General features: G+C 69.0%; 22 protein-coding genes and 1 pseudogene. 11 read left to right on the forward strand and 12 right to left on the reverse strand.

Translation table 11 applies throughout. From position 1 onward, the window contains the following. Positions 1-13: 13 nt before the first annotated feature. Both AB0I53_RS21910 and AB0I53_RS21915 read right to left on the reverse strand, forming a co-directional pair. Positions 14-1,162, reverse strand: a complete 1,149-nt coding sequence (locus AB0I53_RS21910) for a glycosyltransferase (protein WP_358605806.1) — start codon at positions 1,160-1,162, stop codon at positions 14-16. Further along, complete coding sequence (locus AB0I53_RS21915) at positions 1,159-2,460, reverse strand: O-antigen ligase family protein (protein ID WP_358605809.1); 1,302 nt, start codon at positions 2,458-2,460, stop codon at positions 1,159-1,161. Before AB0I53_RS21915 ends, AB0I53_RS21910 begins: the two co-directional genes overlap by 4 nt. A gap of 208 nt (positions 2,461-2,668) precedes the next feature. Here AB0I53_RS21915 and AB0I53_RS21920 point away from each other — a divergent pair, with 208 nt between their 5' ends. After that, a complete protein-coding gene (locus AB0I53_RS21920; protein ID WP_358605812.1) occupies positions 2,669-3,847 on the forward strand; it encodes a DUF1972 domain-containing protein in 1,179 nt (392 codons plus the stop codon). Further along, the gene (locus AB0I53_RS21925) at positions 3,844-5,502 is read left to right on the forward strand and encodes a hypothetical protein (protein ID WP_358605815.1); all 1,659 of its coding nucleotides are present in this window, start codon (positions 3,844-3,846) and stop codon (positions 5,500-5,502) included. Before AB0I53_RS21920 ends, AB0I53_RS21925 begins: the two co-directional genes overlap by 4 nt. Before the next feature lie 34 nt (positions 5,503-5,536). On the opposite strand, the gene AB0I53_RS21930 is transcribed toward AB0I53_RS21925, so the two are convergent. Genes AB0I53_RS21930 through AB0I53_RS21940 form a run of 3 tightly spaced genes read right to left on the reverse strand, consistent with a single transcriptional unit; the run spans position 5,537 to position 8,510 of the window. Then, complete coding sequence (locus AB0I53_RS21930) at positions 5,537-7,291, reverse strand: right-handed parallel beta-helix repeat-containing protein (RefSeq protein ID WP_358605818.1); 1,755 nt, start codon at positions 7,289-7,291, stop codon at positions 5,537-5,539. Further along, entirely contained in the window at positions 7,288-7,740 is a 453-nt protein-coding gene (locus AB0I53_RS21935; protein WP_358605821.1) for an adenylyltransferase/cytidyltransferase family protein, read from the reverse strand. Before AB0I53_RS21935 ends, AB0I53_RS21930 begins: the two co-directional genes overlap by 4 nt. Before the next feature lie 2 nt (positions 7,741-7,742). Further along, positions 7,743-8,510: a CDP-alcohol phosphatidyltransferase family protein gene (locus AB0I53_RS21940; RefSeq protein ID WP_358605824.1), complete on the reverse strand. Its 768-nt coding sequence runs from the start codon at positions 8,508-8,510 to the stop codon at positions 7,743-7,745. Between the two features lie 295 nt (positions 8,511-8,805). Here AB0I53_RS21940 and AB0I53_RS21945 point away from each other — a divergent pair, with 295 nt between their 5' ends. The 3 genes from AB0I53_RS21945 (at position 8,806) to AB0I53_RS21955 (ending at position 12,063) form a co-directional block, all read left to right on the forward strand. Continuing rightward, entirely contained in the window at positions 8,806-10,308 is a 1,503-nt protein-coding gene (locus tag AB0I53_RS21945) for a cell shape-determining protein (protein WP_358605827.1), read from the forward strand. Then, entirely contained in the window at positions 10,305-11,543 is a 1,239-nt protein-coding gene (locus AB0I53_RS21950) for a hypothetical protein (RefSeq protein WP_358605830.1), read from the forward strand. Before AB0I53_RS21945 ends, AB0I53_RS21950 begins: the two co-directional genes overlap by 4 nt. A gap of 337 nt (positions 11,544-11,880) precedes the next feature. Further along, positions 11,881-12,063 (forward strand): EAL domain-containing protein, encoded by a 183-nt coding sequence (locus AB0I53_RS21955; RefSeq protein WP_358605833.1) that lies wholly within the window; start codon positions 11,881-11,883, stop codon positions 12,061-12,063. A 29-nt stretch (positions 12,064-12,092) separates the two neighbouring features. On the opposite strand, the gene AB0I53_RS21960 is transcribed toward AB0I53_RS21955, so the two are convergent. After that, positions 12,093-12,482: a hypothetical protein gene (locus AB0I53_RS21960; RefSeq protein ID WP_358605836.1), complete on the reverse strand. Its 390-nt coding sequence runs from the start codon at positions 12,480-12,482 to the stop codon at positions 12,093-12,095. Positions 12,483-12,646: 164 nt separating this feature from the next. Between AB0I53_RS21960 and AB0I53_RS21965 the strand changes: the two genes are divergently transcribed. The 6 genes and pseudogenes from AB0I53_RS21965 (at position 12,647) to AB0I53_RS21990 (ending at position 17,039) form a co-directional block, all read left to right on the forward strand. Next, positions 12,647-13,777, forward strand: a complete 1,131-nt coding sequence (locus AB0I53_RS21965; protein ID WP_358605838.1) for a hypothetical protein — start codon at positions 12,647-12,649, stop codon at positions 13,775-13,777. Between the two features lie 367 nt (positions 13,778-14,144). Further along, positions 14,145-14,495 carry a hypothetical protein gene (locus tag AB0I53_RS21970; RefSeq protein ID WP_358605841.1) on the forward strand — a complete coding sequence of 117 codons (351 nt, stop codon included), beginning with the start codon at positions 14,145-14,147 and terminating at the stop codon, positions 14,493-14,495. Positions 14,496-14,570: 75 nt separating this feature from the next. Continuing rightward, positions 14,571-14,762: pseudogene (locus AB0I53_RS21975) on the forward strand (NAD(P)-dependent oxidoreductase); the annotation flags it as partial. Between the two features lie 32 nt (positions 14,763-14,794). Next, entirely contained in the window at positions 14,795-15,982 is a 1,188-nt protein-coding gene (locus tag AB0I53_RS21980; RefSeq protein ID WP_358605844.1) for a zinc-dependent alcohol dehydrogenase, read from the forward strand. 205 nt (positions 15,983-16,187) lie between these two features. Beyond that, positions 16,188-16,592, forward strand: a complete 405-nt coding sequence (locus tag AB0I53_RS21985) for a DUF6292 family protein (RefSeq protein ID WP_358605847.1) — start codon at positions 16,188-16,190, stop codon at positions 16,590-16,592. 111 nt (positions 16,593-16,703) lie between these two features. Further along, the gene (locus tag AB0I53_RS21990) at positions 16,704-17,039 is read left to right on the forward strand and encodes a plasmid stabilization protein (RefSeq protein WP_358605850.1); all 336 of its coding nucleotides are present in this window, start codon (positions 16,704-16,706) and stop codon (positions 17,037-17,039) included. A 197-nt stretch (positions 17,040-17,236) separates the two neighbouring features. On the opposite strand, the gene AB0I53_RS21995 is transcribed toward AB0I53_RS21990, so the two are convergent. The 6 genes from AB0I53_RS21995 to AB0I53_RS22020 all read right to left on the reverse strand — a co-directional run bounded on the left by AB0I53_RS21995 (position 17,237) and on the right by AB0I53_RS22020 (position 22,485). After that, entirely contained in the window at positions 17,237-17,674 is a 438-nt protein-coding gene (locus tag AB0I53_RS21995) for a VOC family protein (RefSeq protein ID WP_358605853.1), read from the reverse strand. 76 nt (positions 17,675-17,750) lie between these two features. Beyond that, positions 17,751-18,293 (reverse strand): hypothetical protein, encoded by a 543-nt coding sequence (locus tag AB0I53_RS22000; RefSeq protein WP_358605856.1) that lies wholly within the window; start codon positions 18,291-18,293, stop codon positions 17,751-17,753. A gap of 88 nt (positions 18,294-18,381) precedes the next feature. Further along, positions 18,382-19,449, reverse strand: a complete 1,068-nt coding sequence (locus AB0I53_RS22005) for an NAD-dependent epimerase/dehydratase family protein (protein ID WP_358605859.1) — start codon at positions 19,447-19,449, stop codon at positions 18,382-18,384. A gap of 922 nt (positions 19,450-20,371) precedes the next feature. Then, entirely contained in the window at positions 20,372-20,689 is a 318-nt protein-coding gene (locus tag AB0I53_RS22010) for a hypothetical protein (protein WP_358605862.1), read from the reverse strand. Between the two features lie 774 nt (positions 20,690-21,463). Then, a complete protein-coding gene (locus tag AB0I53_RS22015) occupies positions 21,464-21,715 on the reverse strand; it encodes a hypothetical protein (RefSeq protein WP_358605864.1) in 252 nt (83 codons plus the stop codon). Positions 21,716-21,882: 167 nt separating this feature from the next. Next, entirely contained in the window at positions 21,883-22,485 is a 603-nt protein-coding gene (locus AB0I53_RS22020; RefSeq protein ID WP_358605867.1) for a CGNR zinc finger domain-containing protein, read from the reverse strand. Between the last annotated feature and the right edge of the window lie 39 nt (positions 22,486-22,524).

Here is a 22,524-nt window from a genome sequence, read left to right on the forward strand (position 1 = left end):
GCCGTTGGCTCCGTCAGCGGCAGCGGGCGACGTCGGTTGCGATCGCGGCGATGTCGGCGCGGTAGCGCTGCGGTGAGAACACCTCCTGGGCGTGCTCGCGAGCCTGCGCTGCGGTGTCGAGAGTTCCTTGCCATTCGGCAAGCGCATCGCTGATCGCTTCGGCGAGCGCGTCGGGGTCGTCGGCGGGCACGACGCGGCCGTAGCGCCCCTGCGCGACGGTCTCGGGCAAGCCCTGCACATCGGTCACGATCACCGGGGTTCCGGCCAGCTGCGCCTCCACAGCGGTGTTGCCGAAAGGCTCGAACCGCGACGGGACCAGCGCGATGTCGGCGTCCCGGTAGGCATCCCACACGTCCGCGCGGAAACCGCGGATGGCGACCACCCCGGCCAGGCCGTGACGCCGTACGAGGTCCTCCAGTTGCCGCTCGTACCACTCGTAGCCGGTGAACGCGGACCCCAGCAATTCGAGGACGACGTCGTGGCCATCGGCGCGCAAGCGGGCGATCGAGCGCACCGCGACGTCGATGCCCTTGCGCGGTGACAGTCGACCGACCAGCACGATCCGGACCGGATCGGGTCGCTCACCGCCACGGGCCGCGGCATGCACCGGCCCGGCAACACCGTTGTAGACCAAGCGGATCCGGCGACGCAGCCAGGGCAGCGGTCGCGTGATCACGCGAGCCGTGGCCTCGCTGTTCACCACGACCGAGACAGCGCACAGCAGGGGAGCGGCGAGCGCGGTCCTGATCAGGCGTGGTGCGCTGTCTTCAGCCTCGTGCACGTGGGCGATCACCGATCGCCGGGTCGAGCGGGCGAGCAGGAGCCACAACGGCACGGTCACGGTATTGACGTACACGACGTCGGGGCGGGTCCTCCGCAGCAAGCGCAAAGTCGGTGCCACTGCTCGCAGGCCTTCCAGCAGCAGCCGCAGGAACCCGGCTGGGCGCAACGCCGCCTTCCGCAGCACCGGGGTCGGGCACAGGACCACGTCCGCGCCCCGGTCGCGCAGGCGGTCGGCGAGCGGCCCGCGCTCCGGCAGCGCGACCACCACCCGCCAGCCCGCCTCGGTCAACGCGATGACCGATTCCAGGAATATGCGGTCGGATCCGTACAGCTCGGCACCGGGATGGACCATCAGCGCGGTTCGTCGGACCAACGTCACTCCAGCTCTTCGACGGGGATGTGGGATGGCAGCACCGAGGCCGAGTTCCGCGTACTCGCCATGCTCGTCCACGCAGCCAGCAGGAAAAGCCAGACGCAGGCGACGTTGGCCGGAGCACCGAGCCCTTCGGTGAACATCGAGTTGGCGAGCAAGCCCGACAACGCCGCGAGGATCAGGATGCGATCCAGTCGCGGCTCGGGCCGGAGGTTCCGCAGCGCGACCGCGGCGGTGAAGATGCAGCCGAGCAGCACGAGCCACACCACCGCGCCGATCAGTCCGGCGTCGACGAGCAGGTTCACCAGCCCGTTGTGCCCGCCGCCCAACCCGATCTCGTCGAGGAACAAACCCTGCGAGGCGGTGAGACCGTGGCCGTATAGCGGGCGTTCGAGGAACGCGTCGAACGCGTAAGCCCACAGGTCCGTTCGCGAGTTCAAAGACGCGAGCCGCTCGGCGGACTCACCGCGGACGAAGAAAGCCTCGACCAGCGGCCCCGCGGCGAGCCACGCGGTGATCAGGAAGAGTGCCAACGCCACCGCGATCTCCAGCCGCCGGCGGCCGCGCCATCGCAATCCCGCGATCACCAGGCAACCCACGATCGCCCCGAACGCGGCCCCCCGGGTGTTGCTCCCGATCAACCCGGCGGCGCAGATCGTCAGCAGCACGAGGTAGACGGGCAGCGGCCAGTGCGGGCCGGGCCGGGCCAACCGGTGGCCGAAGGCGTACGCCACCAGGATCACCACCGCGAGCGCGAGGAACTGGCCCGCGTCCACCGGATGCAGGTGCAGCCAGGTGAACCTGTCGAGCTGCGTCGGAAGCCGGGGGAACGGCACGACCACGCCGAAGACGACCGAGGCGCTGACCAGGACTGCGAAGGCGTGGGCGATGCGGTGCAACGCATCCCGGGCGCAATGGCGGGCGATCGAACGGCTCAGCGCCAGCACGACCACGACCTGGCAGGCCCGCACGAGGGCCAGTTCGCGGTACGGCGAGTACAGCGCCGAGAGCACCAGGACCGCCGCGTAGGCATAGGCCGAACAGGTGATCCAGCCGGCGCGCCGCACCTGGGACGTGGGGCGGAAGCGCAGGAACAGGAAGCACGCCACGGCCGCGTAGACGGCGATTTCGGCCAGCACGAACAGGTCGGGCGAGCCAGACACCGACTGGTCGTCGGCGCGAACGCGGAACTTGTATTCGCTGGCCACGATCAGTGCGAGCACGCACACGACGGGCCAGCGCTCGGCGTCGAAGGCCCGGCGACGCGCGACGCCATAGCGGCGTCGAAGGGCATTCCAGCTCACGGCCGGTCCTCGGATCAGGTGGGTTCGGGCGCGAATGCGCCGAAGACGGGTTGCGGAATCGGTGTAACGACTGCCCGCCGTCGACATATTACAAGCTGGGCACCGAATCGAGTGAGCCGCGCGAAAACAGCTGTGCGGCTTCGGGGCTGCCCGTCGTGATCCGGTGGCTGCCCTTCGACGAAACGGTAGAGCGAGAATGCGGATTTCGATGATCGGAACCCGCGGCGTGCCCGCGCGCTACGGCGGCTTCGAGACGTGCGTCGAGGAGGTGGGGAGACGACTGGTCCAGCGCGGACACGAGGTCACGGTGTACTGCCGCAACCTCGGCGGGCGCGGCCCCCGCCCCGAGCGCCACCTCGGGATGCGCCTGGTGCATTTTCCCGCGCTGCGCCGCAAGACACTGGAAACGCTGAGCCACACGGCCCTTTCGGCATTGCACGCGGTGGTGCGGCCACCGGAGGTTGCGGTGGTGTTCAACGCCGCCAACGCGCCGCTGCTGCCCCTGCTGGGGCTCCGCGGAATTCCCACGATCACCCACGTCGACGGCCTGGAGTGGAAGCGGGCCAAGTGGGGACCTGCGGGGTCGGCCTACTACCGCCGCGCCGAAGCGCTCGCCGTCCGCTGGTCCGACGCGCTGATCGCCGACGCCCGGGGAATCCAGGACTACTACCGCGATCGCTTCAACACCGAGACCGACTACATCCCTTACGGGGCACCGGTCCTCAGCGAGGTCGGGACCGACGGCATCACCGAACTCGGGCTCGGCCCCCGTCGCTACCACCTGGTCGTGGCCAGGTTCGAACCGGAGAACCACGTGCACGTGGCAGTCGAGGGCTACCTCCGCAGCACCGCCCGCCACCCGCTGGTCGTGGTGGGATCGGCGCCCTACGCCGACGAATACACCGCGAGCATCGCGCGAGCGGCGAAGGGCGATCCCCGCGTGCGGCTGCTCGGCGCGGTGTGGGACCAGCGGCTGCTGGACCAGCTCTACGGCAACACCTTGACCTACATCCACGGTCATTCCGTCGGCGGCACCAACCCCTCGCTGCTGCGCGCGATGGGCGCCGCCGCCCCGACTTCCGCCTTCGACGTGCGGTTCAACCGCGAAGTCCTCGGCTCGTTCGGCCGCTACTTCCGCGATCCTGGCGATCTCGCGGCGTTGTGCGACGCGGCGGAAGCCGACCCACCGGGCACGTTGCTGCGCGGGCGAGAGCAGGTGGCCTCGCTCGACCGCTACACGTGGGACGGGGTAGCGCAGAAGTACGAAGAACTGGCCGCCCGAGTCCTGCTCGTGGGCAGGCGCAGGCCCACGCCGCGCGGGCTGCCCGGCGCGCGGGCTGCCGTCACAGCGGCCGTGTCCATGCCGGAAACCAAGGAGGTCCGATGAATCGCGCGCGGAAGCTGTCGTGCGTCGCCGCAGTGGCCGTCGCCGCGTTGTCGGCATCGGTGGTGCCGGGGCCGGCAGCGATCGCCGCGGAGTTGCCGCAGCCGGTCACCGCCGGGGCGCTGCCGACGCCGCAGACCGACGGTGTCGTCTTCGCGGTGGCCATCGCGGGCAACACCGCCATCGCCGGCGGGAGGTTCAGCAAGGCGCGCCCGGCCGGCGTGGCGCCGGGGGGACCAGGTGAGGTCACCCGCAACAACCTGCTGGCCTTCGACGTGACCACCGGCGAGCTCCTGCCGTGGGCACCGGTGGTCAGCGGCAGCGTCTTCTCCGGCGCGGACCCGGGACCGTTCTGCAAGCCCGCCGACGCCGGGCGTTGGATCTGCGACACCGTGTTCCGGATCGAGGTTTCCCCGGACGGGAAGAAGGTCTACGTCGGCGGCGACTTCGACAAGGTCGACGGTCAGTGGCGCTCGCGCGTGGCCGCCTTCGACGCCGCGACCGGCGCGCTGGATCCGAACTTCAAGCCCCACGTGGCCGGCCGGGTCCGTGGCCTGTCGATCACCACCGACACCGTCTACCTCGGCGGCGGCTTCAACGCCGTCGACGGCGTGCCGCGCACCCGGCTCGCCGCGGTGTCCACCGGCAATGGTGCGCTGCTGCCCTGGGCGCCGACCGCGGACCGGGAGGTCTTCGCGGTCCTGGCCGCCCCGGCCCAGGGGCGCACGGTGATCGGGGGAGCCTTCGACAACGTCAACGGCACCTACCGGCACGGACTCACCGCGGTCGACGCGGCCAGCGGTGCCCTCGTGCCGTGGGAATGGGTCACGCCCTCGCCCGATGACACGATCACGGACCTGGTCACCGACGGCACTGGGACGGTCTACCTCGGATCCTACAACTGGCGCGGCGGGAATCCCCGCTTGGAGGGCAGAGGCGCCATCGACATCGCCACCGGCACGCCGCGCTGGTTGGACGGCTGCTACGGCGACACCCAAAGCGTCGCGGTAGCAGGGGGTGTGCTCTACAGCGCCTCGCACACCCACAACTGCGAGGCCATCAACGCCGTCCCCGAGAACGGACCGATCGACTACCACCGGCTGCTCGCCGAAACGACGATCGCCACCGGAACGGCCCAGCGCGACGTCAACCACGTGCGCTTCGGCGACCCGGTTCCGGAATTGCTGCCGTGGCTGCCCAACACCAACGGCGGCCCCGCCAGCAGCCCGTGGTTGAACGGGCCGTGGGCAGTGGACGCCGACGGTCGCTACGTGGTGGTCGGCGGCGAGTTCACGATGGTCAACGGCAGCGCCCAGCAGTCGCTGACCCGGTTCGCCGCCCGGGGCGAGCCCAGCGCTGTCAACAACGGGCCGCAGGTGCCCTTCCCCGCTCCGAAGCTCAACCGACGCCTGTTCGGCGGAATCTCCATCAGTTGGACGGGAACTTGGGACGCGCAGAACCGGGAGATCCGCTACGAGGTGATGCGCGGCGGAACCGCGAACCCGATCTACACCACCACCAGCAGCGCCTGGCCGTGGTCGGTGACGACGATGAGCTTCACCGACGACCAAGCGCCCCAGGGCAGGAACGAGTACTGGGTCAGGGCGGTCGACGCCGACGGCGCGGTGCTCAGCACCCCGCGCAGCAGCATCGGCTGATCCAGCGGGGACGTCGGAGCAGGCGTCCCCACGCTCACCCGCGTGGGCCGGTGAGCACGCCGATGTCGGGGTGGTCGAGCGGTGGAATGCCGACGATCCGGGCGACATCCGGCGGCAGGGCCTGACCGGCGCGGACACCCGGCGTGGATCGGCGGAGCGAGTAATCGCCCCGGTCCGGATCGCGGAACGGGGCGGGCGGCGGTGCTACCGCCAGGCTGTGCAGGTCCAGTCCCGTCCGTTCCCGCAACTGCGGCAGCGTGTGGATCGTGACGATCTCACCAGAGCCGAGCGACCAAGTGCCCAGCGGTGCCGAGCCCGCCGCCCGTAGGAAGGCGTTGCCGTCGCTGGCGGAGAGGAACGGCGACGCCGGTTTGGGGTGCGGTTTGTAGTCGGCGGACTCGATGAACGGCTCGGTGTCGTGCTGCCTGATCAGGAAGTTGTTCACCAGTTCGGTGTTGTACGTGATCCAGGACAGGCCCAGTTCTGCGCTGTAGGGGTCCGAACTCGCAGACCGCTTGTCGTTGTACAGCCCGAGCTCGATCCCGTTGTCGACGAACGTGTTGTGCACGAGCCGGACGTGGTCGGAACTGGAGACCTTGATGCCGCGCCCGCCGTTGGAAACCACGACGTTCGACGCGATCAGCGCTCTCGCCGAAACCTCGTAGTACAGGCCGTTCACGGCATTGCCCCGCGCGACGTTGCGGACCACCACGGCGTCGGTGCACCCCAGGTCACACCACCAGCCGGTGCCGATGTTGTCGGCGAACGTGTTGTCGGACACCCACGCCCGCTTTGTGCGCGTCACCTTCGCACCCGCCGCTCCGATGGCCTCGCCGGTCAAGGCGAAGTTCTCGTTGTTGTTGCGCGCGAAAGTGTTCGAGGCCAACCGGAGCCCGTCGGCCCGGTTGGCCATCAAGCCGACCAGACCGTTGTCGAGGAACTGGTTGCCGATCACGTTCGCATCGGGTTGGAAGACCGCTGCGCCGCTGGAGGCGGAAGCGGCGAAGGTGTTGTTCTCCAACACCACCGACGGCGCGTTCACCACGACCATCGCGCCGCGCTGACCGTACTTCTGGTTCGAGCCGTAGTGCGCGATCCCGATCCCGCGCAGCGAACTGCCCGCGGCTCCCGCGCCGTCGAACTGCAGCAGCCAGGCGAATTCGGTCGCCTCGACGAACCGCCCGGCCGGGTCCTCGCCGATCACCAACTCCTCGCGCGCGACGTCGACGTAGAACGTGCCGTCGGTGACGGATCTCCGCTCGCCCACCTGCCGAAGCGGCTTGCCGTCGACGAAAACCATGTCCGGAAGCCCGGCCAGCGGATGCGCCGGGTCGATGATCTCAGGCAGGAAGCAGGTCCGGCACAGCGGCACGTTCCAGCCCGCGTGCCGCCACACATCGCCGTCGCGGGACCACTGCGCGACCACCCGGCTGCCCTTGAGCCAGACGCGCTCACGCGGATACGGCTGGATGGACAACTTCTTGCCGATGATGCCGACCGTCTCCCGGTACGTCCCTTCTCGCAGGACGATCGTGGCGCCGGGCTGCGCTCGGCGCACCGCCTCGCCGAGACTGCTCAGCGGTCGCGCTTTATCGCCCTGCGCAGAGTCTTTCCCGTTGGTGGCGACGAAGAGCGCGCCGGCGGGCACCGGGTAGTCCGTCGTGGTGATCGTCGCGTCGACGGGATGCGCTGCGGTTGTGTCGTTGTTGTTCGCGGTGCAGGCCGCCAGCAGCGCGGTCACGACAGCGATTGCGGGCACGAGCCGGTCGCGGCGACGTGGGCGGTTCATGTCGGCCCGGGCTCCAGCTCGCCGAGCACGCTGGGCGAGGGGAGCGAGATTCGTTGCCGCAGCAGGGTGCTGGACGTGTGGGTGGTGTAGCTGAAGTAGCGGATCCGCGCCCCGACGGCGGACAGCTTGCGCTCCAACGCGTCGGCGCGTGCCGTGCCGCGCCAGTCGCTGCCCTTGAACAGCACGTCGAACCGGAGGCGTTCCCACATGCGGAACTTGTCCTCGTACTGGTCGGCGATGGCCTCGGCGACACACCGGATGTTGCGCACGATCTCCAACCGCTCCTCGAAGGGGATGACCGGCTTGCGGCCCTTCACCTTCAGCAGGACGTCGTCGGTCACCACACCCGCCACCAGGTGGTCGCATTCCTTGCTGGCTCGCCGCAGGATGTTGAGGTGTCCGATGTGGAACATGTCGAAGGCGCCGGGCGCGTATCCGATGGTGGGCATCGTCACCGCACCTGTTCCGCAACGGCGCCGTCGAGGCGCGCCATGTCGCCGAACCACTTCGGCAGCGCTGCGGCGAGGAAGGCGGTGTTGAGCAGGAAGAGCGCGCCGTAGACCGCGGAGAACGCCATCGGGGATCCCAGCAGCAGGAAAGCCAGGCACAGCACCCCGTAGTCGGTCGGCAGGACCAGCAACGACCGCAGGATCGAAGGCGGCGCCCCGGCGGGCGCCGGTGCGCCGGAACCGCAATGATGGCCGCGGCGCAACTGGTCGTTGAGGATCATCGCGAAGAACATGACGGTCTCGACGGCGGCGTAACCGAGCGGGACCAGCAGGAAACCGCTGGGGAGGCCGAAGAACCGGAACGCGCAGACGAGCACGGCCAGGTGCAGGGTGGCGATCTTCGCGCTGTCGATCACGTGGTCCAGCCACTCGCCCGCGATGCTGCTGGTGCCCCGCAACCGGGCGAGTTGCCCATCGGCCGAGTCCAGCGCGTACCCGACGACCAGCGCCAGGCCCACCGCGATGCCCAGCGGCCACGACGGTGCGGCGGTGGCAACGGCGGTGATGCCGGCGAAGGTGAACATCGCGCTGACAGCGGTGACCTGGTTCGGGGTCGCCTTGAGCAGGAAGGCGGCCGCCGCGAGGTAGCCACCCGCTCTGCGGTTGACGAACCGCGAGTAGGCCGGCGCCCCCTTGGCCGACTTCTGCGCGGACGGCAACCGGCGCAACGCCGCCGCGAACCCGGATTTCGGCATGTCGGTGGTGGTCATCGAAGCCTTTCGTTCCTGCGCAACACGCGCGGAAATCACTGGGTAGGCCAACGGGCGGCGCCGCCGGGCGGAGGAACTTGACAGGCGATCACCATCGTCTGAATACTGAAAATATCGGTAGTTCTCCTCCCGGGTAGCCAGACCGGTTGACTTGCCTCATCGGCCGCGATCTTCCTAGCGGTCTCCGATCACTGCGCTCACGCGGTATTCGCCGCAGGGGCCCGGTGCGTTACCGATGAGCGCCGGCCTGCCCGGAGGAATCCCCCTTTTGGCACACAGAGCGGAATGACGGTCGATGGACGACGCCCACCCGGCACCGACGATCTTCGGTTCGTTGTGGCGGTATCGCTGGATCTCGTTGGGGATCGTGGCGGCTGCGGTGCTGATCAGCCTGTTGGTCCCGCTGGTGGCGGGCGACGGCCGCAGCGCGCAAGCGCGCATCGTGCTCAAGGCACCCGACCAGACCGGCGTGCTCGGGATCGAGATGGCCAGCGAGTCGAGCTTCCTCCGATACGTGAAGCAGCGGGCCTTGTTCGTCACCTCCGACGAAGTGCTCGACGACGCGCGTGTCCGGCTCGGCGGCGACGAGACGGTGCTGCAGCTGCGTGCCGCCATCACCGCGGACGCCTCCTCGAGCGGTGAGTCCATCGAGATCAAGGTCGACGGGCCGGGCTTCGAGCGTTCCGTGCTGATCGCCAACGCCGTCATCGCCGCCTACCAGGACCGGTCCAGGGCCGAGGTGGTCGCCGCCACGGACAAGGCGTTGGAGACGCTGAACGCGCAACGCGCGGCGATCGTGGCGGAGGCAGGCGCGGTCCCGCCGGGCAGCCCCGTCGGCTCGGCCGCGGGCCCGACGCTCAGCGATCTGGACAAGCAGATCACCCGGATCCAGGTGGTGGCGGCCCAGTTCGCCGACGGGGTGTCGTTCGTGGATGTCGCGTCGCCGGACGGCCCGAGCCCTTGGCGCGGGGTCCTGCGCGATTTCGCCATCGGCACGGCCGTCGGCCTGATGCTCGCGGGCGCGCTTGCCTGGTTCCGCGCTGATCGCGATCACCGGGTGCGAGATGCCGACGACCTCACCCGCGTCGTCGACGAACCGGTGCTCGGCGAGATCGAGACGCTGCCCGCCCAGGCCATCCTGGCGCTGCGCAGACCGGGCGTCCCGCCGCTGCGTTCCTACCAGCTGGTGGCCTCCGGTCTGCGGTCGACGGTGGGCAGGGGAGTCGTACTCGTCACGGGCCCGTCTGGCGGCGAGGGAGCGACGACGACCACGCTGCAGATCGCCGGCGCCGCCGCCCGGGACGGCCTGCAGGTGCTGGTGGTCGACGCCGCGTTCCGCTCCCGCGACTTGTCGCAGATCCTGGGGCTGGCCGACTGGCCCGGGCTGACTTCGATCGCCACCGGGACCGCGTCGCTGGCCCAGTCGGCGCACCCGGTGCACCTGGGCAACGGGGTCGGGTTCAGCGTGGTGCCCGCGGGGCATGGACGGCCCTACTCCCGGGAGCAGCTGCGTTCCGGACTGCTGCAGCAGGTGATCGCGGAGATGCGGTCGCGCTACGACCTGGTGTTGGTGGACCTGCCCCCGCTGATCTCCCAGCCGGAGACGACGTCGCTGATCAGCGCGTCTGACGGGGTGGTGGTGACCGTGCGGCGAGACGGCGATCTCGGTTCGCTGCGCAGGTTGCGCGAGCAGCTCCAGCTGTTCGGCGGGACGATCACCGGGTACGTGCTGACATTCGCCGGGGCGGCCCCGGCCTGGCGTGCTGGCGAATCTCCCGCCCCGCAACCATCCCGATGACCACGACCGGCGCGCGAGCGCCGAAACGGCGCCTCGTCGCGAAGGTCGCCGCCCCGGTGTTGTCGCAGGGCATCACCGCGGGCACGAGCCTGGTGCTCCAAGTGCTGGCCGCCCGCACGCTGGGGCTCGCCGAGTTCGGATCCTTCGTGCTGCTGCTGGCGTTGCTGGTGACGGCGATCGCGCTGTACACGGGCTGGGTGGGTGACTCGCTAGCGGTCCTCGACCGCCACGAACCCCGCACCCGGGCCAGCATCGTCACCAGCGCCCTCGCGGGCTGGATGCTGTGCTTCGCCGCCGCAGTCGGCACGGCCCTGCTGCTGCGCGACGGCGAAGCAGCTACCGCACTGGCCTTCGGGACGATGGCAGTGCTGCGACTGGCCGCGGAAACGGTGCGGCGGTTGCTCATGGCCAGATTGCAGTTCTGGCACCTCGTGGGGAACGACATCGTGCACGTCACCGGGACGGTGCTCGCGCTCGCACCAGCAGCGGTGGCCGGGGTCTCGCTGCCGGCGCTGTTCCTGTCGATGGCCGTCGGAGCGGCCGCAGCGGTGTTCGTGGGCGTTGTGCAGCTGCCCGCAGCGGAATTGCGGCAGCTGCGGGCCGGAACCGCCGGCCTGCCCGCGGTGATGTCGTTCGCCGCCTGGAGATCCTTGCAGGCCTCGTTGCGTCCGGCCGCACTCCTCGGTTCACGCGCCCTGGTCGCGCTGCTGGTGTCCACGGCCGCGGTGGGAATGCTCGAAGCCGGTCGCCTCGTCGTCGCACCGCTGCAGGTCGTGATCAACGGCGCGGGCAGTTTCCTGCTGTCGAACTTCGTCGCCAAGATGAGGCAGGACGCCGTCGCCGCGCAGCGGCTCGTCCACCGCGCGACGTGGCTGCTGATCACCGGCACCGGAGTCGGCGGCGTCGCGCTGACGTTGCTTGCCAACCCCCTGGGCACCTTGCTGACCGGTCAAGCCGTGGACCCCCTGCTGGTGCTCGGGTGGGTCGCGTACTTGATGGTCTGGGCAGCGGGACTACCCCATGTCACCGAGGTGGTCGCCCGGCGCATGTCGCGCCACATCTTCCTTGTCCGGCTTGCGGATTCGGCGCTGGGCATCGTGCTGGTCGCGGTCGTAACAGTCCTGTCGGGCTCGGTGATCGCCGTCCCGTGGCTCATGGCATGCGGAGGAATCTACTCGGCATGGCACGTGCGACGCCTGGCGATCCGCTCACGACGCGAAGCACGAACCGCCTAACCGGACTGGAGCGCGGACGATCAGGGGTCGGGAGCAAGGGGGCGCGCGTGCAAATCCTGCCAGCCCGGCAATCGTCCTGCTGCAGCAATGGATTTCGCGGGGAGGTGTGTCGAAATGATCAGCTACTTGCGGACGGCGGTGCGCCGGGTGTTCGGTGGTTCGGCGTCGGAGATTCCGGGGCCTATTGGTATTACTGCTGATTGTGCCGCGCACACCGGCCGCCAACTGCCCTGTGCGTGCCGAAAACTAACGTCCTGCCCACCCAGATCGTCAAGCTCGGCCAGCGCTTCGTCTCCGGCATGGGGACCGATCCGGCCGACCTCGGGTCGTCCGCGCCGTGGTCGAACTCGCCCGGGCCATGCGGCGGACCTGCATCGCCGAAGGCGTCGAGAACACCACCCAACGCCGCCTAATCGAGGGCCTCGGCGTCGACGCGTGCCAGGGGTTCCTGTTCTCACGCCCCCTGCCGGCGCCAGAGTTCCGGGCACTCATCGGCGCACCCGGCCCCGAGCTCCGCTGACGGTGGTGCCGGTCCGGCGTTCGTGATCGCTACGCCTCGGTTTCGGGTCGTGCTCTGAGGTCGCCCGAGGTGTGCAGGTCCACGCTCTCGATCGCGGTCCAGTACCGGACGGCGTCCGTGACGGCCACCTCCAACTGATCGCTCAGCCTGGCCAGGTGGGTGCCGGCGACCTTCAGCTTGTCGCCGGGGTGATCGCTGGTCTTGGCCCGTTCCAGCTCGCGTTCGTCGAAGCGTCCCACCTGTTCGGCCAGCACCGAGCTCAACTGGCTGAGCTGGGCGATCGTCGAGACGATCGCCGAGCCGAAGGCGTGGAGCTCCCGCAGGGACGGTTGCGGGGTCCTGGCCTGCCGGCTCACGGCCGCCGCCACGGCGTCGCGTCCGCGGTGCAGCGCTTCCAAGGGGTGTTCGTGCTCGGGCATGGCGGGTGCCTCCTCGGCTCGGAAGGCCCGGTAACGCTGAAGTACCCGGTGTCGCTGCCCGGCTCCCGCGATGGTGGAGAGCAACTCGTCGGGCAGCGGTTGTTTCGGAGCCGCTCCGCCCCGGGAATGGCAAGGGTGGTGCTGGTGCCGGAGTGGGAGGTGGCATGTCGTCGGCAGGGCGAAGCAGCAACCGCGCGATCACGGTGGGTGTGGTCGCCGACCCCGGCGTGCCCACGGAGATCGCGCACCGGATCGCCGACGGGCTCCCGGACGAGTTCTGCGCGCGAGTCGATCAAGACCTCGACTGGTCCGTGGAGGTCCGGTCCGAGGCGCTGTCGCTGAACGACGACGGCAAGATCGACATCGCGGGCAAGGCGCAGGAGAAGAAGTCGTCGGAGGGCTGGGACCTGCTGATCTGCTTGACCGATCTGCCCCGGCGCGACGCCACCCAGCCCGTGGTGGCCGAGGTCGACACCGATAACGGGGTCGGCCTGGCGTCGCTGCCGGCGATCGGCTGGATCCGGTTGCGGCCGTACGTCCGGGACGTGGTCGTGCACCTGGTGGGGTTGCTCGCGCGGGAAACGCTGAAGCTCACGGATTCCCGCCCGGCAGGAGGGCACCACCACGCGCGGAGGTGGGGCTGGCCCGGTTCGCAGATCCGCCAGGTTCCCGCCGGGAACGACCACGCCTACGTGACCTTGGTGCTGCCCGGGGCGCGCGGCCGGCTGCGCCTCCTCTTCGGGATGGTGCGCGACAACCGGCCGTGGCGGTTGGTCCCGGAGCTTTCAAGGGCGATCGCGGCCGCCACCGCGACCGCCGCGTTCGGCATCTTCTTCCCGACCATCTGGTCGCTGGCGGACAACCTCAGCGTCGTCCGCCTGGTTGTGATCAACCTGGTCGCGGTCTTCGCCATGGTCACGTGGATCACGCTGCACAACGGCCTGTGGGAAAGGCCGCGCAACAGCGAGGACCGCAACAAGGTCGTGCTGTACAACGCGGCCACGCTGATCACCCTGACCATCGGGGTGGCCTGCATGTACGCCCTGCTGTTCGTGATCACCCTGATCGGGTCCACCGCCGTGATCAGCGTGGACTACCTGGGGAAGCAGTTGGGGCATGCGGCGACGTTCATCGACTACGCCAGCCTGTCCTGGCTGGCGAGTTCCATGGGCACGGTGGCGGGTGCGCTGGGGTCCAGCCTCGAAACGGAGACGGCCGTCCGGCGGGCGACCTACAGCCGGCGGGAACGCGAACGCCGCGCCCGACGCCGCCGGGAATCGCGCGAGCAGGGCTAGCGGTCGTGCCGGAGGAATTCCCCGCCTTGGCCGGGAAGTGTTCCTGCTCCGGAGAAAACGGCGCCGCACCAGGATTGGGGAGATCATCTGCTGTCGGCGGTCGGAGCATGCGATCGGAAGGGGTAGGAGATGGAGAACTCGCTTGCCCGGCGCGGGAAGATCGGCCCGCTGAGCTGGCATCGCGGACGACGCGGTGCGATGACGTGGTCCCTGCGGCTGGGGCCCTGGTCGTGGACCGGCAGCAGGGCGTCCCACCGGCGTTCCCGGCGTTCCCGGTGGAAGGCCGGGCGCTGAGCGGCATCACGCCGCGCCAAGCATGATCCGGCCGGGAACGGGGAACGTCTGTAGCTGTTGCAAAGGAGGAGAGATGGCCCCGCATGAGCTTCCCCTCATCGACTACGACAGCGGACCGGTCGGCTCCCTGCAGCACCGGATCCGGTCGCTGGACGGCGAGCAGATCCAGCAGCTGCTGGACTACGAGCGCGTGCACAACAACCGGGTTCAAGTGATGGAGGTGCTGGAAAACCGGTTGCAGGAGTTGCGGGAGGGCGCGACGCCGTCAGGCGGGACGCACGAGGCGCAGCCCGTGGAGGCCGAGGACACCCCCGGGGGCTCCCCGGTCGAGCCCAGCGGCTCGCCGGAACCGATGCACCCGCCGCGGCACGGCATCGGCGGACTTCCAGGCAAGCCCAAGGCCGATCGCCCGCGGAAGCAGTGAGCCCCGCCGCCGGCGAGCCCGGCTCCCTCGCGCCGAGCGGGCCGGGCGGAGACGGCTACGGCTCGCGCGCGGACGCCCGTTCCGCTCATCCCGGCGACGCTGACCGAGGACGAGGTGGAGGGATTCGGCGAGCAGACGCCGATGGGGCGCATAGCCCACCCCGACGAGATCGCGCCGTCGTACGTCTTCTTCGCATCAGAGCGACTTTCGAGCTATTACACCGGTGAAGTGCTGGCACCCGTCGGCGGCGAGACCCACCCCGGGTGACGCCGAACGGATCGACCACCTAGGAGGCGCGCGTGAAGGCGCTCACTTGGCAGGGACCGCGCGATGTCCGGGTGACCGACGTGCCGGAACCGCGGCTGGAAGCCGCGACCGACGCGATCATCGCGGTGACCACCACCGGCATCTGCGGCTCCGACCTGCACCTGTACGAACTGCTCGGGCCGTTCCTGGAGCCGGGTGACGTGCTCGGGCACGAAGCCATGGGCATCGTCCAGGAGACGGGCTCCGAAGTCACCCACATCAAGCCCGGCGACCGCGTCGTGATCCCGTTCAACATCTCCTGCGGGCACTGCTGGATGTGCCGCCGCGGGCTGTACGCCCAATGCGAGACGACGCAGGTGCGCGAGCACGGCAGCGGTGCGGCGCTGTTCGGGTACACCAAGCTCTACGGCAGCGTGCCGGGCGGGCAGGCGGAGCTGTTGCGCGTGCCCCAGGCGCAGTTCGGCCCGATCAAGGTGCCCGACGGCCCACCGGACGAGCAGTTCGTCTACCTCTCGGACGTGCTGCCGACCGCATGGCAGGCGGTTGAGTACGCGGCCGTCCCGGAAGGGGGATCGGTCGTCGTGTTCGGCCTCGGCCCGATCGGGCAGATGAGCGCGCGGATCGCCGCTTTCAAGGGCGCCCGGGTGATCGGGGTGGACCTCGAACCCGACCGGCTGGAGATGGCCCTGCGGTACGGGATCGAGGTCATCGACGCCCGCGCGCACGACGACGTGCCTTCCGCGGTCCGCACCATGACGGAGGGGCGCGGCGCGGATTCCGCCATCGACGCCGTGGGCATGGAGGCGCACGGCTCGCCCGGTGCGGAGTTCCTGCAGAAGCTGGTCAGCGCCCTTCCGGGCGCGGTCGCGGAGCCGATGATGACCAAGGCGGGCGTGGACAGGCTCACGGTCCTGCACCAGTGCATCGACGCGGTCCGGCGTGGCGGGACGATCTCGGTCAGCGGCGTCTACGCGGGCACCGCCGACCCGCTGCCGATGCTGGTGATGTTCGACAAGGGCGTGCGGGTCAGCATGGGGCAGGCCCATGTCAAGCGGTGGATCGGTGATCTGATGCCCCTGGTCCGGGACGAGGCGGACCCGCTCGGGGTGCGCGACCTCGCGACGCACCGGCTGCCGTTGGACGAGGCCCCGCACGGCTACGACATCTTCCAGCGGAAGGAGGATGGCGCGGTGAAGGTCCTGCTGCGCCCCGGCGATTAGGCCAGGGCTCCTCGCCGGGGGTGAACGGCAGCGCTTGCAGCGGTTGAGCGCCGCGCGGTTACCGGTAGGTTCCCGCGACGGCGCCGGGTACGTCGTCGGCTGGACTAGGCCGGCGCGATACCGGTTACCCAATGGGCGGCAGCCTGCTGATGTCGAACGGGAAGCGAGGTCGAACGGGAAGCGAGGTCGGACGGGAGGATCGGTGATGGACACGATGAGCCTCGCGGCAGACGGATTGGTCGGCTACGCGACTGCCGTAGCGGAAGATCTCGGCGTCGACGTCTTCGAGATCGACATCAACGTCGATGTCGATCTCGCGACCGTGATCATTCTCGTTGATTCCCAAGTACCGGTGTTCGAGGAGTTCCCGCTCCTGCTGACCTGGGACGAGGTGAGCGGGTGGGCGCTGCGGATCGACACCGACGGCTGCGGCGGGACCGCGACGCTGGAGTTCTTGGGCGAGGACATCCTGCCGGAATCCGCGTCGGTGCGGCGGTTCCTTTGGGACGCGGTCCGCGGGAACAGCCCCGGCGTGCTCGCCTCGCCCGCGTTCCGGCTGCCGAACGCGTGTGACGACATGGAGCAACGACTCGCGCGGTTCTGCATCTGACGATGGCGGCGGCTGGAATCCAATGTGGCCTGTTGAGGTGCCCGGAAGGTGTTCTTCATGCCGTCCGCGGGTAGCCGACGTGGGTGGAAACCCTGTGAGGGGGCGCGAACGATGCCGCAGCAGACCTGGAACAAGAAGCAAGAGCGGCAGTACGAGCACATCAAGGAACAGGCTCAGGAACGCGGGTCGAGTGCCGGACGTGCGAAGGAGATAGCTGCGCGGACCGTGAACAAGGACCGGGCGCAGCAGGGGCAGGCACGGCAGCGGAGCAAGACGTCGACCCAGGACATGTCGCCGCAGCGGCGAGGCGGGACGAGGTCGGGCAAGCGGCAAGGCCCCGGTGGCCGGACCAAGCAGCAGCTGTATGACGACGCCCGTCGCCAGAACATCAAGGGCCGTTCGAAGATGACCAAGGAACAGCTGGAGCGCGCTCTCAGCCGCAGCTGACCCGGGAAGCGGGGCTTGCGCGCGGGAAGGAGCGAGCAAGTCCCGCCCGGTGGTCGCCTACAGCGTGTCTGACAAGGCTCGGGTCCAGGCGATCACGGCGTTTGAGGACGACGGCGACACGGTAGGTGATGGTCTAGTGGGCAGACTTACAGCCTCGACGAGGTCTCGCAACACACTCTAATTGGGCCGATCGGCCGTCAGTTCTTCTTCAGCTCCTCGGCGAGCATCACGATGATGCCGCTGGGACCGCGGACGTACGTGAGCTTGTAGACGTCCTCATACGCCGCCACGCCACGAAGCGGACGGCAGCCGTGCCTCGCGGCTATCTCAAGGGCTTTGTCGATGTCGTCGACTGAGAAGGCGACGCGGTGCATGCCAATCTCGTTGGGACGAGTGGGCTTCGACTCGATCGCTTTGGGGTGGATGTACTCGAAGAGCTCAAGGCGACCGTGACCGTCTGGCGTCTGGAGCATTGCAATGTTGGCGTGGTTGCCATCAAGGCCGACGGCAGTGTCGGTCCACTCACCACTGACCGTGTCACGGCCGAGGACCGTGAGACCCAGGTCGGTGAAAAAGGCGATCGCTGCTTCGAGGTCGCGAACGGCGATGCCGACGTTCTCAAGTTTGATGGCCATGCGTTGCATGTTACCGAGCCGGGCTGAGCAGCTCTGGTGGCGAGCCGGGGCTCGATCGAACAAGCCACCGGGGCGTTCACGCGCTACTGTGGGTCTGACAATTTTCCCGCACCCGCACCGCGTTCATGACGTGGCGGCGCCGCTCATTGGCCGGCCGCTTGACCGCATCGGGATCGGGCGCGAGCCGACCGGCCACCACGATGCCGTAGACGGCGTGATCGAGCGCGATGACGAGACGGCCGAGCAGCCTCCGACGGGTCGGGCGCACGGCCAGCAACGGCGCGATGACGGCCTCGAACGCCAGCCAGATGATCAGGCCGTACGCCGGGCCGGACCAGGGGAGCGATCTGATCTTCCGCGGCAGGGCGTTGTACCCGAGCCCGGCGAATGCGCCGTAGGACCAGTGCGCGGCCGCGGTGAGCGCGGTGCGGTGTTCCACGGGCAGCTGCTGGACGGACTCCGGCGCATGCTTGCCGACTATCGCTTCCGGGGGCGTTTCCTCGACGAGGCCGACGTTCCCGGTGAGGGTCCGGATGCCGGTCATCGCCATGGCACCGACGAGTCCCCGCGCCCCGGCGCGGACCAGGTCGCGGGTCTTCGAGTGCTGGGAATGTGACACCGGGCCACCTCACAAGATCTGTCCTGCTGAGCCGAACACCCACCGGCTACCCACCGGAACGGACCTCAACCGCACGTGGTCGTCGTGGTCAGGGGCGTTGACCTACGCCCGTGGCGAGCTCGTGCAGGCGGCCTCCTGGGACGCGCGGCGCGAGAGGCGGGGTTCTGCCGCCTGCGGCTTCCCGCAAGCCGTGGAGGAATCCTTCGACGGCGTCCGTGGAGCTGTGCCGCGGGATCCAGCCGAGTTCGTCCCGGGCTCGCGACACATCCATGACGGGAAGCCGCAGGAAGACGTCGAACAGGCCCGGCGACGCGGGGACGAGGTGCAGGTGCCAAGCGGCGGAGAGGACGCTCTTGGCGATGCGGGACGGAACACCCACCGTCGGCTTGCCGAAGAGCTCGCCCAGCACACCGGTGTCGATCAGCGGATCCGCGGCGATGTTGAACGCTCCGGCGCTGGTGGAAAGCGCGGCAAGCCGGTACGCCTCGCCGACATCGTTGCTGTGCACCGCTTGGAAGCGCATGCCGCCCGGAGTCGGCAGGGCCGGCAGCAGGTCTGGCCTGACGAGCCGGTTGATCAGCATCGGCCCTAGGAAGAGCCGTCGTTGCTGGGATGCCGATTCCGGTTTGAAGCAGAACGCGGTCCGCATCCGGACGACCCGGATGTCCTGGTGCTGCAGCTCGAAGGCATCGAGGTACCGCTCCAGATACGCCTTCTCCCCGCTGTACGCCGCGGCAGGCCACCCGTGGGTCGGCCACGACTCGTCGATCGGCCGCGCGTCCGGTCCCGGGCTGTAGGCGGCGATCGAAGACGCGTGCACCAGGCTCGGGACACCGGCCGTCGCGACGGCGTCGAAGACCCGGATGCCGCCGAGCACGTTGTTGCGCCAGGTCGTGATCGGGTCGTGGGTCGGCTGGAACAACCAGGCGAGGTGGATCACCACGTCGGCCGAGGCGAAGCGCGCCACCAGATCGTCTTCGGTGACATCCGTGCGTTCCCAGCGCACCTTCGAGCTGGTGACGGGTGGCTCTCGCCGTGACAGCGCGATGATGGTGCCGACCGCGGGATCCGTGTCGAGTGCGTCGACCACGCTGGTTCCGATGTTTCCGGTCGCCCCTACGACGACAACGCGCTGGGGGCGCTCGGGCGCCTTCATCGTTGGTCTCCTCCTTGGCCCGGTGCTGCTCCCGCCGCATTCACGGCTTCCCCTCGTGGGAAGCGGAAGTGACGACAACTCCGGCTACCCAACGAAATTCTCGGATAACCGCTGAGCTCTTCCGCTCACAGCCACGTCGAGTTGCCCGGTCGCCGCCTGCTGAAGCCGCGGATGGCTGTGCATGTTGGCTTCCGGGCGTACCAGGACTGAAAGAACGGGACAGGTGATGTCCAGGTCGACGCCACCGCGGCGGGGCGCACCGGGCTAGCGGTTTGCCGATCCGCGTCTCCCGGGCAATCAGGTGCTACCCGAACCGAACCGACCGGATGACCAACAGGAAGGGCGCGCGCCGAGTCGGCCTCGCTGCGGGACCGATGATGACGGCTGCGCCCGCAGGTGCTGGGACAAGATGAGGCGCCCATTCGCGCGGCTACCAACGCTGGAGCAAGCGTGACTGAGCCCGCCCGACTGGCGCTGGTGGACCGTGCTTTGAAGAGGCCCCAGCGCACGAGCTGGCCGAAGTTCTCGACGAAGTGCTTCGGAAGCACTACTGCGCCATCTCTTCGGAGATCTACTTGATCGACCTCCGGCTTGCACTTCTGGAACCAGTGCTCGCGTCGACGGCACCGGGGGTGTCGTTGGTGGGGACACCCGCAGGTCGGGCCTAAAGACCCGCGGAATCAGGGGCTGACGCTGGTCCTGAATAGACGATGTCAGGCGGGCTTTCTCAATGGGCCGCCCGTCACCAGGCGGGCGGCCCATTCCGTACCACCACGCAAAACCATTCTGAAAGCATCTCTTGCTGCAGTTGCGCGTCGTTGCTCTGATGCTGGTGATCCTCGTGTGATTGTCGCGCTCCCTGCGCCTTCGGGTTGGCGTTGGTGCAGTACACGCTCGCGGTTGACGGGATGGGCACGGGTTGTCAATGCTGCTGGCGAGCGTCAGGTTTCGACATGTCTGCACGTTCTGCGGTGACCACCAACCGCGGACGCTCCTCGGGCGAGACATCCTCCAGGCGGCCGTCAGCGAGTACCTTCGCCGCTGCCGTAATGATGTCTGCGATCACGTGCAGGCACCCACGGATGCCCGCTGCCGCGTTTGAGGTGCGGACCAGTGCGCCAACGTCGACCAGGCTTCGGCCCACCCAGGGCGCGTTGATCTGGGCGACCAGCACGATCTGAACGTTCTCGTGCTCGTGAGGCTGCTCTGGAACATGCTCAGAGTCGTGCGTGCTTGACATGATCTGCCGCCTCCGAGGCCCTGGCGCTGCCGGATCGTGCGAGCGATTCCACCGTGGGCTACCCCTGGGGGAAGCGACCATATCGGAGCGGTAGGAGAAACTTTCCGCATGCAGGGTTGGGCGCATGCTGGTGGCGAGCGCGGTGTCCGTGATGTGCCGGACACCGCAAGGCGCTGCTGCTCAAGGATGATGCCCGAAGGGCATCGACATCCTTGGAGGAGAGGTGCAGCGCCATGACGTGTTTCCTCGCCTGCTTGGCACCGGAACGGCCGCGGCCGGCGCAGTCGTCGTGCTACATCCGAAGACCCTCGCGAGGCCTGTGGGATGGGTGATTCGGACGGGAACGTCGCGCCGACCACCGCGGTTCTCTGCCGTGGCATCGGTGTACGAGACGTACTTTCCGGGTTGGCAAAGACCTTTGCGCCGAGTCCGGACACGCTGTGGCGGGCGGTCGTGGCCCGTGCGACGGCCGACTTCGGTGACGCAGCGGTCCTGGATCTTCTGCCCGGCGATTCGGAGACGCGGAACATCGTGGCTACGTTGGCAGCCGGCCGCGGTGTGCTGTGAGCGTCGTCGAAGTGCACCTCCTCGGCGTACCTCTGAGGAGCCGGACCGCGCGACTGGCCCGGCTTCGTGGTTCCCGCTGATGGTCGGCGATTGCCGACCTTGCAGGAGCCGCCCGACCAGCGATGCCGAGACGCCTACGCGATCACGGTGCGGCGGCCTTCGGATAAGACCGGCAGAAGCCGGGCATCCCAGCGGCGCCACGCCGTGCTACTTCTCGACGACGGTGGCCCTGGCCGTTTCTCTTGGCGGCGCCTGTTCGGGTAGTTCCACACTCCCGCCTTGGTGAGCGCGGGTTTCGCGAATCATGTCGCGGATCTCGCTCAAGAGCAGGGCTTGAGCCATCGTCGCCCAGTACAGCGCTTCATCCTTCGGCTTGATCTGTTCGGCGGCCGCTCGTGCCCGGGCAAGGGCTCGGTCCGGATCGGTGACGATCTTGCTGGTCTTGTTGTCCTTGGCCATGACCACGACATACCCGCGGCTGCGATCATCAACACCGCGGCGCGCCGGGGATCGGCCAGGGTCGGCCGCGCTTCCGAGGGCGGCTGACGCGATCTCGGCCCTACTCGGGCTCGATTCTCGCTTTCCTGGCGGAAATGGACGATGCCTGCGCGAGCCCGGACTTGCGATCATCCCAGGCGGCGCTTTTCGCGGCGCCGCTCCGTGAAATGCCGCTTCTTCGATGCCGCGCCGCAGGTGCCCATGGCGCACCAGGTGCCGGAGCGGTTCTTCGACGAGTCGTAGAAGACCCAGCGGCAGGCCGGATCGCGGCAGGTCTTCAGCCGGGCGAGCTCGCCCGCCCGCGCCGTGAAGGTGTCCGCCAGGAGCGTGGCCAGCGCGTGCTCGATCCCCTGCTGGGCGACCGGCCGGAGAGCTAGCTCCTCGCCCTCGGCGGTGCGCACCCGCAGTGGCAGCGTCGTCGCGGCCTCGTCCAGCGCGCGGAGCGCGTCGCCGTCGTCCGCCTCGCTCGCGTCGTTGTGCCGCGCGAGCAGGGCGCGAAGGCCCTCGCGGACCACGATGGCGCGCTCCAGGTCGTCCGCGTCGACCCGGGCGCGCGGTTGCAGAAACCCCTGCGCGTTCATCCACTCTCGCAGTGCGTCGGGCGAGGACAGTTCGTCGCGGAAGTCGCCGGTCTCGCGGAAGTTGATCCGAGTGTTGACGAACTCCTGCACCCGGTCCAGCGGGGCGGGCGCGGCCGGCCGGTCCTCGGGGCGCTCGTAGGGGAGGTCCACCCCCGAAGGTTACCGCCGAAGGGCATTGACTGGGCACAT

This window comes from Saccharopolyspora sp. NPDC050389, from assembly GCF_040655595.1.
In the GTDB taxonomy this organism is placed as follows: Bacteria; Actinomycetota; Actinomycetes; order Mycobacteriales; family Pseudonocardiaceae; genus Saccharopolyspora.

Excerpts from the sequence above, each read along its gene's own strand:
- AB0I53_RS21920 (WP_358605812.1), top strand. The coding sequence starts at position 2,669 with ATGATCGGAACCCGCGGCGTGCCCGCGCGCTACGGCGGCTTCGAGACG.
- AB0I53_RS21925 (WP_358605815.1), top strand. The coding sequence starts at position 3,844 with ATGAATCGCGCGCGGAAGCTGTCGTGCGTCGCCGCAGTGGCCGTCGCC.
- AB0I53_RS21930 (WP_358605818.1), bottom strand. The coding sequence starts at position 7,291 with ATGAACCGCCCACGTCGCCGCGACCGGCTCGTGCCCGCAATCGCTGTC.
- AB0I53_RS21935 (WP_358605821.1), bottom strand. The coding sequence starts at position 7,740 with ATGCCCACCATCGGATACGCGCCCGGCGCCTTCGACATGTTCCACATC.
- AB0I53_RS21940 (WP_358605824.1), bottom strand. The coding sequence starts at position 8,510 with ATGACCACCACCGACATGCCGAAATCCGGGTTCGCGGCGGCGTTGCGC.
- AB0I53_RS21945 (WP_358605827.1), top strand. The coding sequence starts at position 8,806 with ATGGACGACGCCCACCCGGCACCGACGATCTTCGGTTCGTTGTGGCGG.
- AB0I53_RS21950 (WP_358605830.1), top strand. The coding sequence starts at position 10,305 with ATGACCACGACCGGCGCGCGAGCGCCGAAACGGCGCCTCGTCGCGAAG.
- AB0I53_RS21960 (WP_358605836.1), bottom strand. The coding sequence starts at position 12,482 with ATGCCCGAGCACGAACACCCCTTGGAAGCGCTGCACCGCGGACGCGAC.
- AB0I53_RS21965 (WP_358605838.1), top strand. The coding sequence starts at position 12,647 with ATGTCGTCGGCAGGGCGAAGCAGCAACCGCGCGATCACGGTGGGTGTG.
- AB0I53_RS21970 (WP_358605841.1), top strand. The coding sequence starts at position 14,145 with ATGGCCCCGCATGAGCTTCCCCTCATCGACTACGACAGCGGACCGGTC.
- AB0I53_RS21985 (WP_358605847.1), top strand. The coding sequence starts at position 16,188 with ATGGACACGATGAGCCTCGCGGCAGACGGATTGGTCGGCTACGCGACT.
- AB0I53_RS21990 (WP_358605850.1), top strand. The coding sequence starts at position 16,704 with ATGCCGCAGCAGACCTGGAACAAGAAGCAAGAGCGGCAGTACGAGCAC.
- AB0I53_RS21995 (WP_358605853.1), bottom strand. The coding sequence starts at position 17,674 with ATGGCCATCAAACTTGAGAACGTCGGCATCGCCGTTCGCGACCTCGAA.
- AB0I53_RS22005 (WP_358605859.1), bottom strand. The coding sequence starts at position 19,449 with ATGAAGGCGCCCGAGCGCCCCCAGCGCGTTGTCGTCGTAGGGGCGACC.
- AB0I53_RS22010 (WP_358605862.1), bottom strand. The coding sequence starts at position 20,689 with ATGTCAAGCACGCACGACTCTGAGCATGTTCCAGAGCAGCCTCACGAG.
- AB0I53_RS22015 (WP_358605864.1), bottom strand. The coding sequence starts at position 21,715 with ATGGCCAAGGACAACAAGACCAGCAAGATCGTCACCGATCCGGACCGA.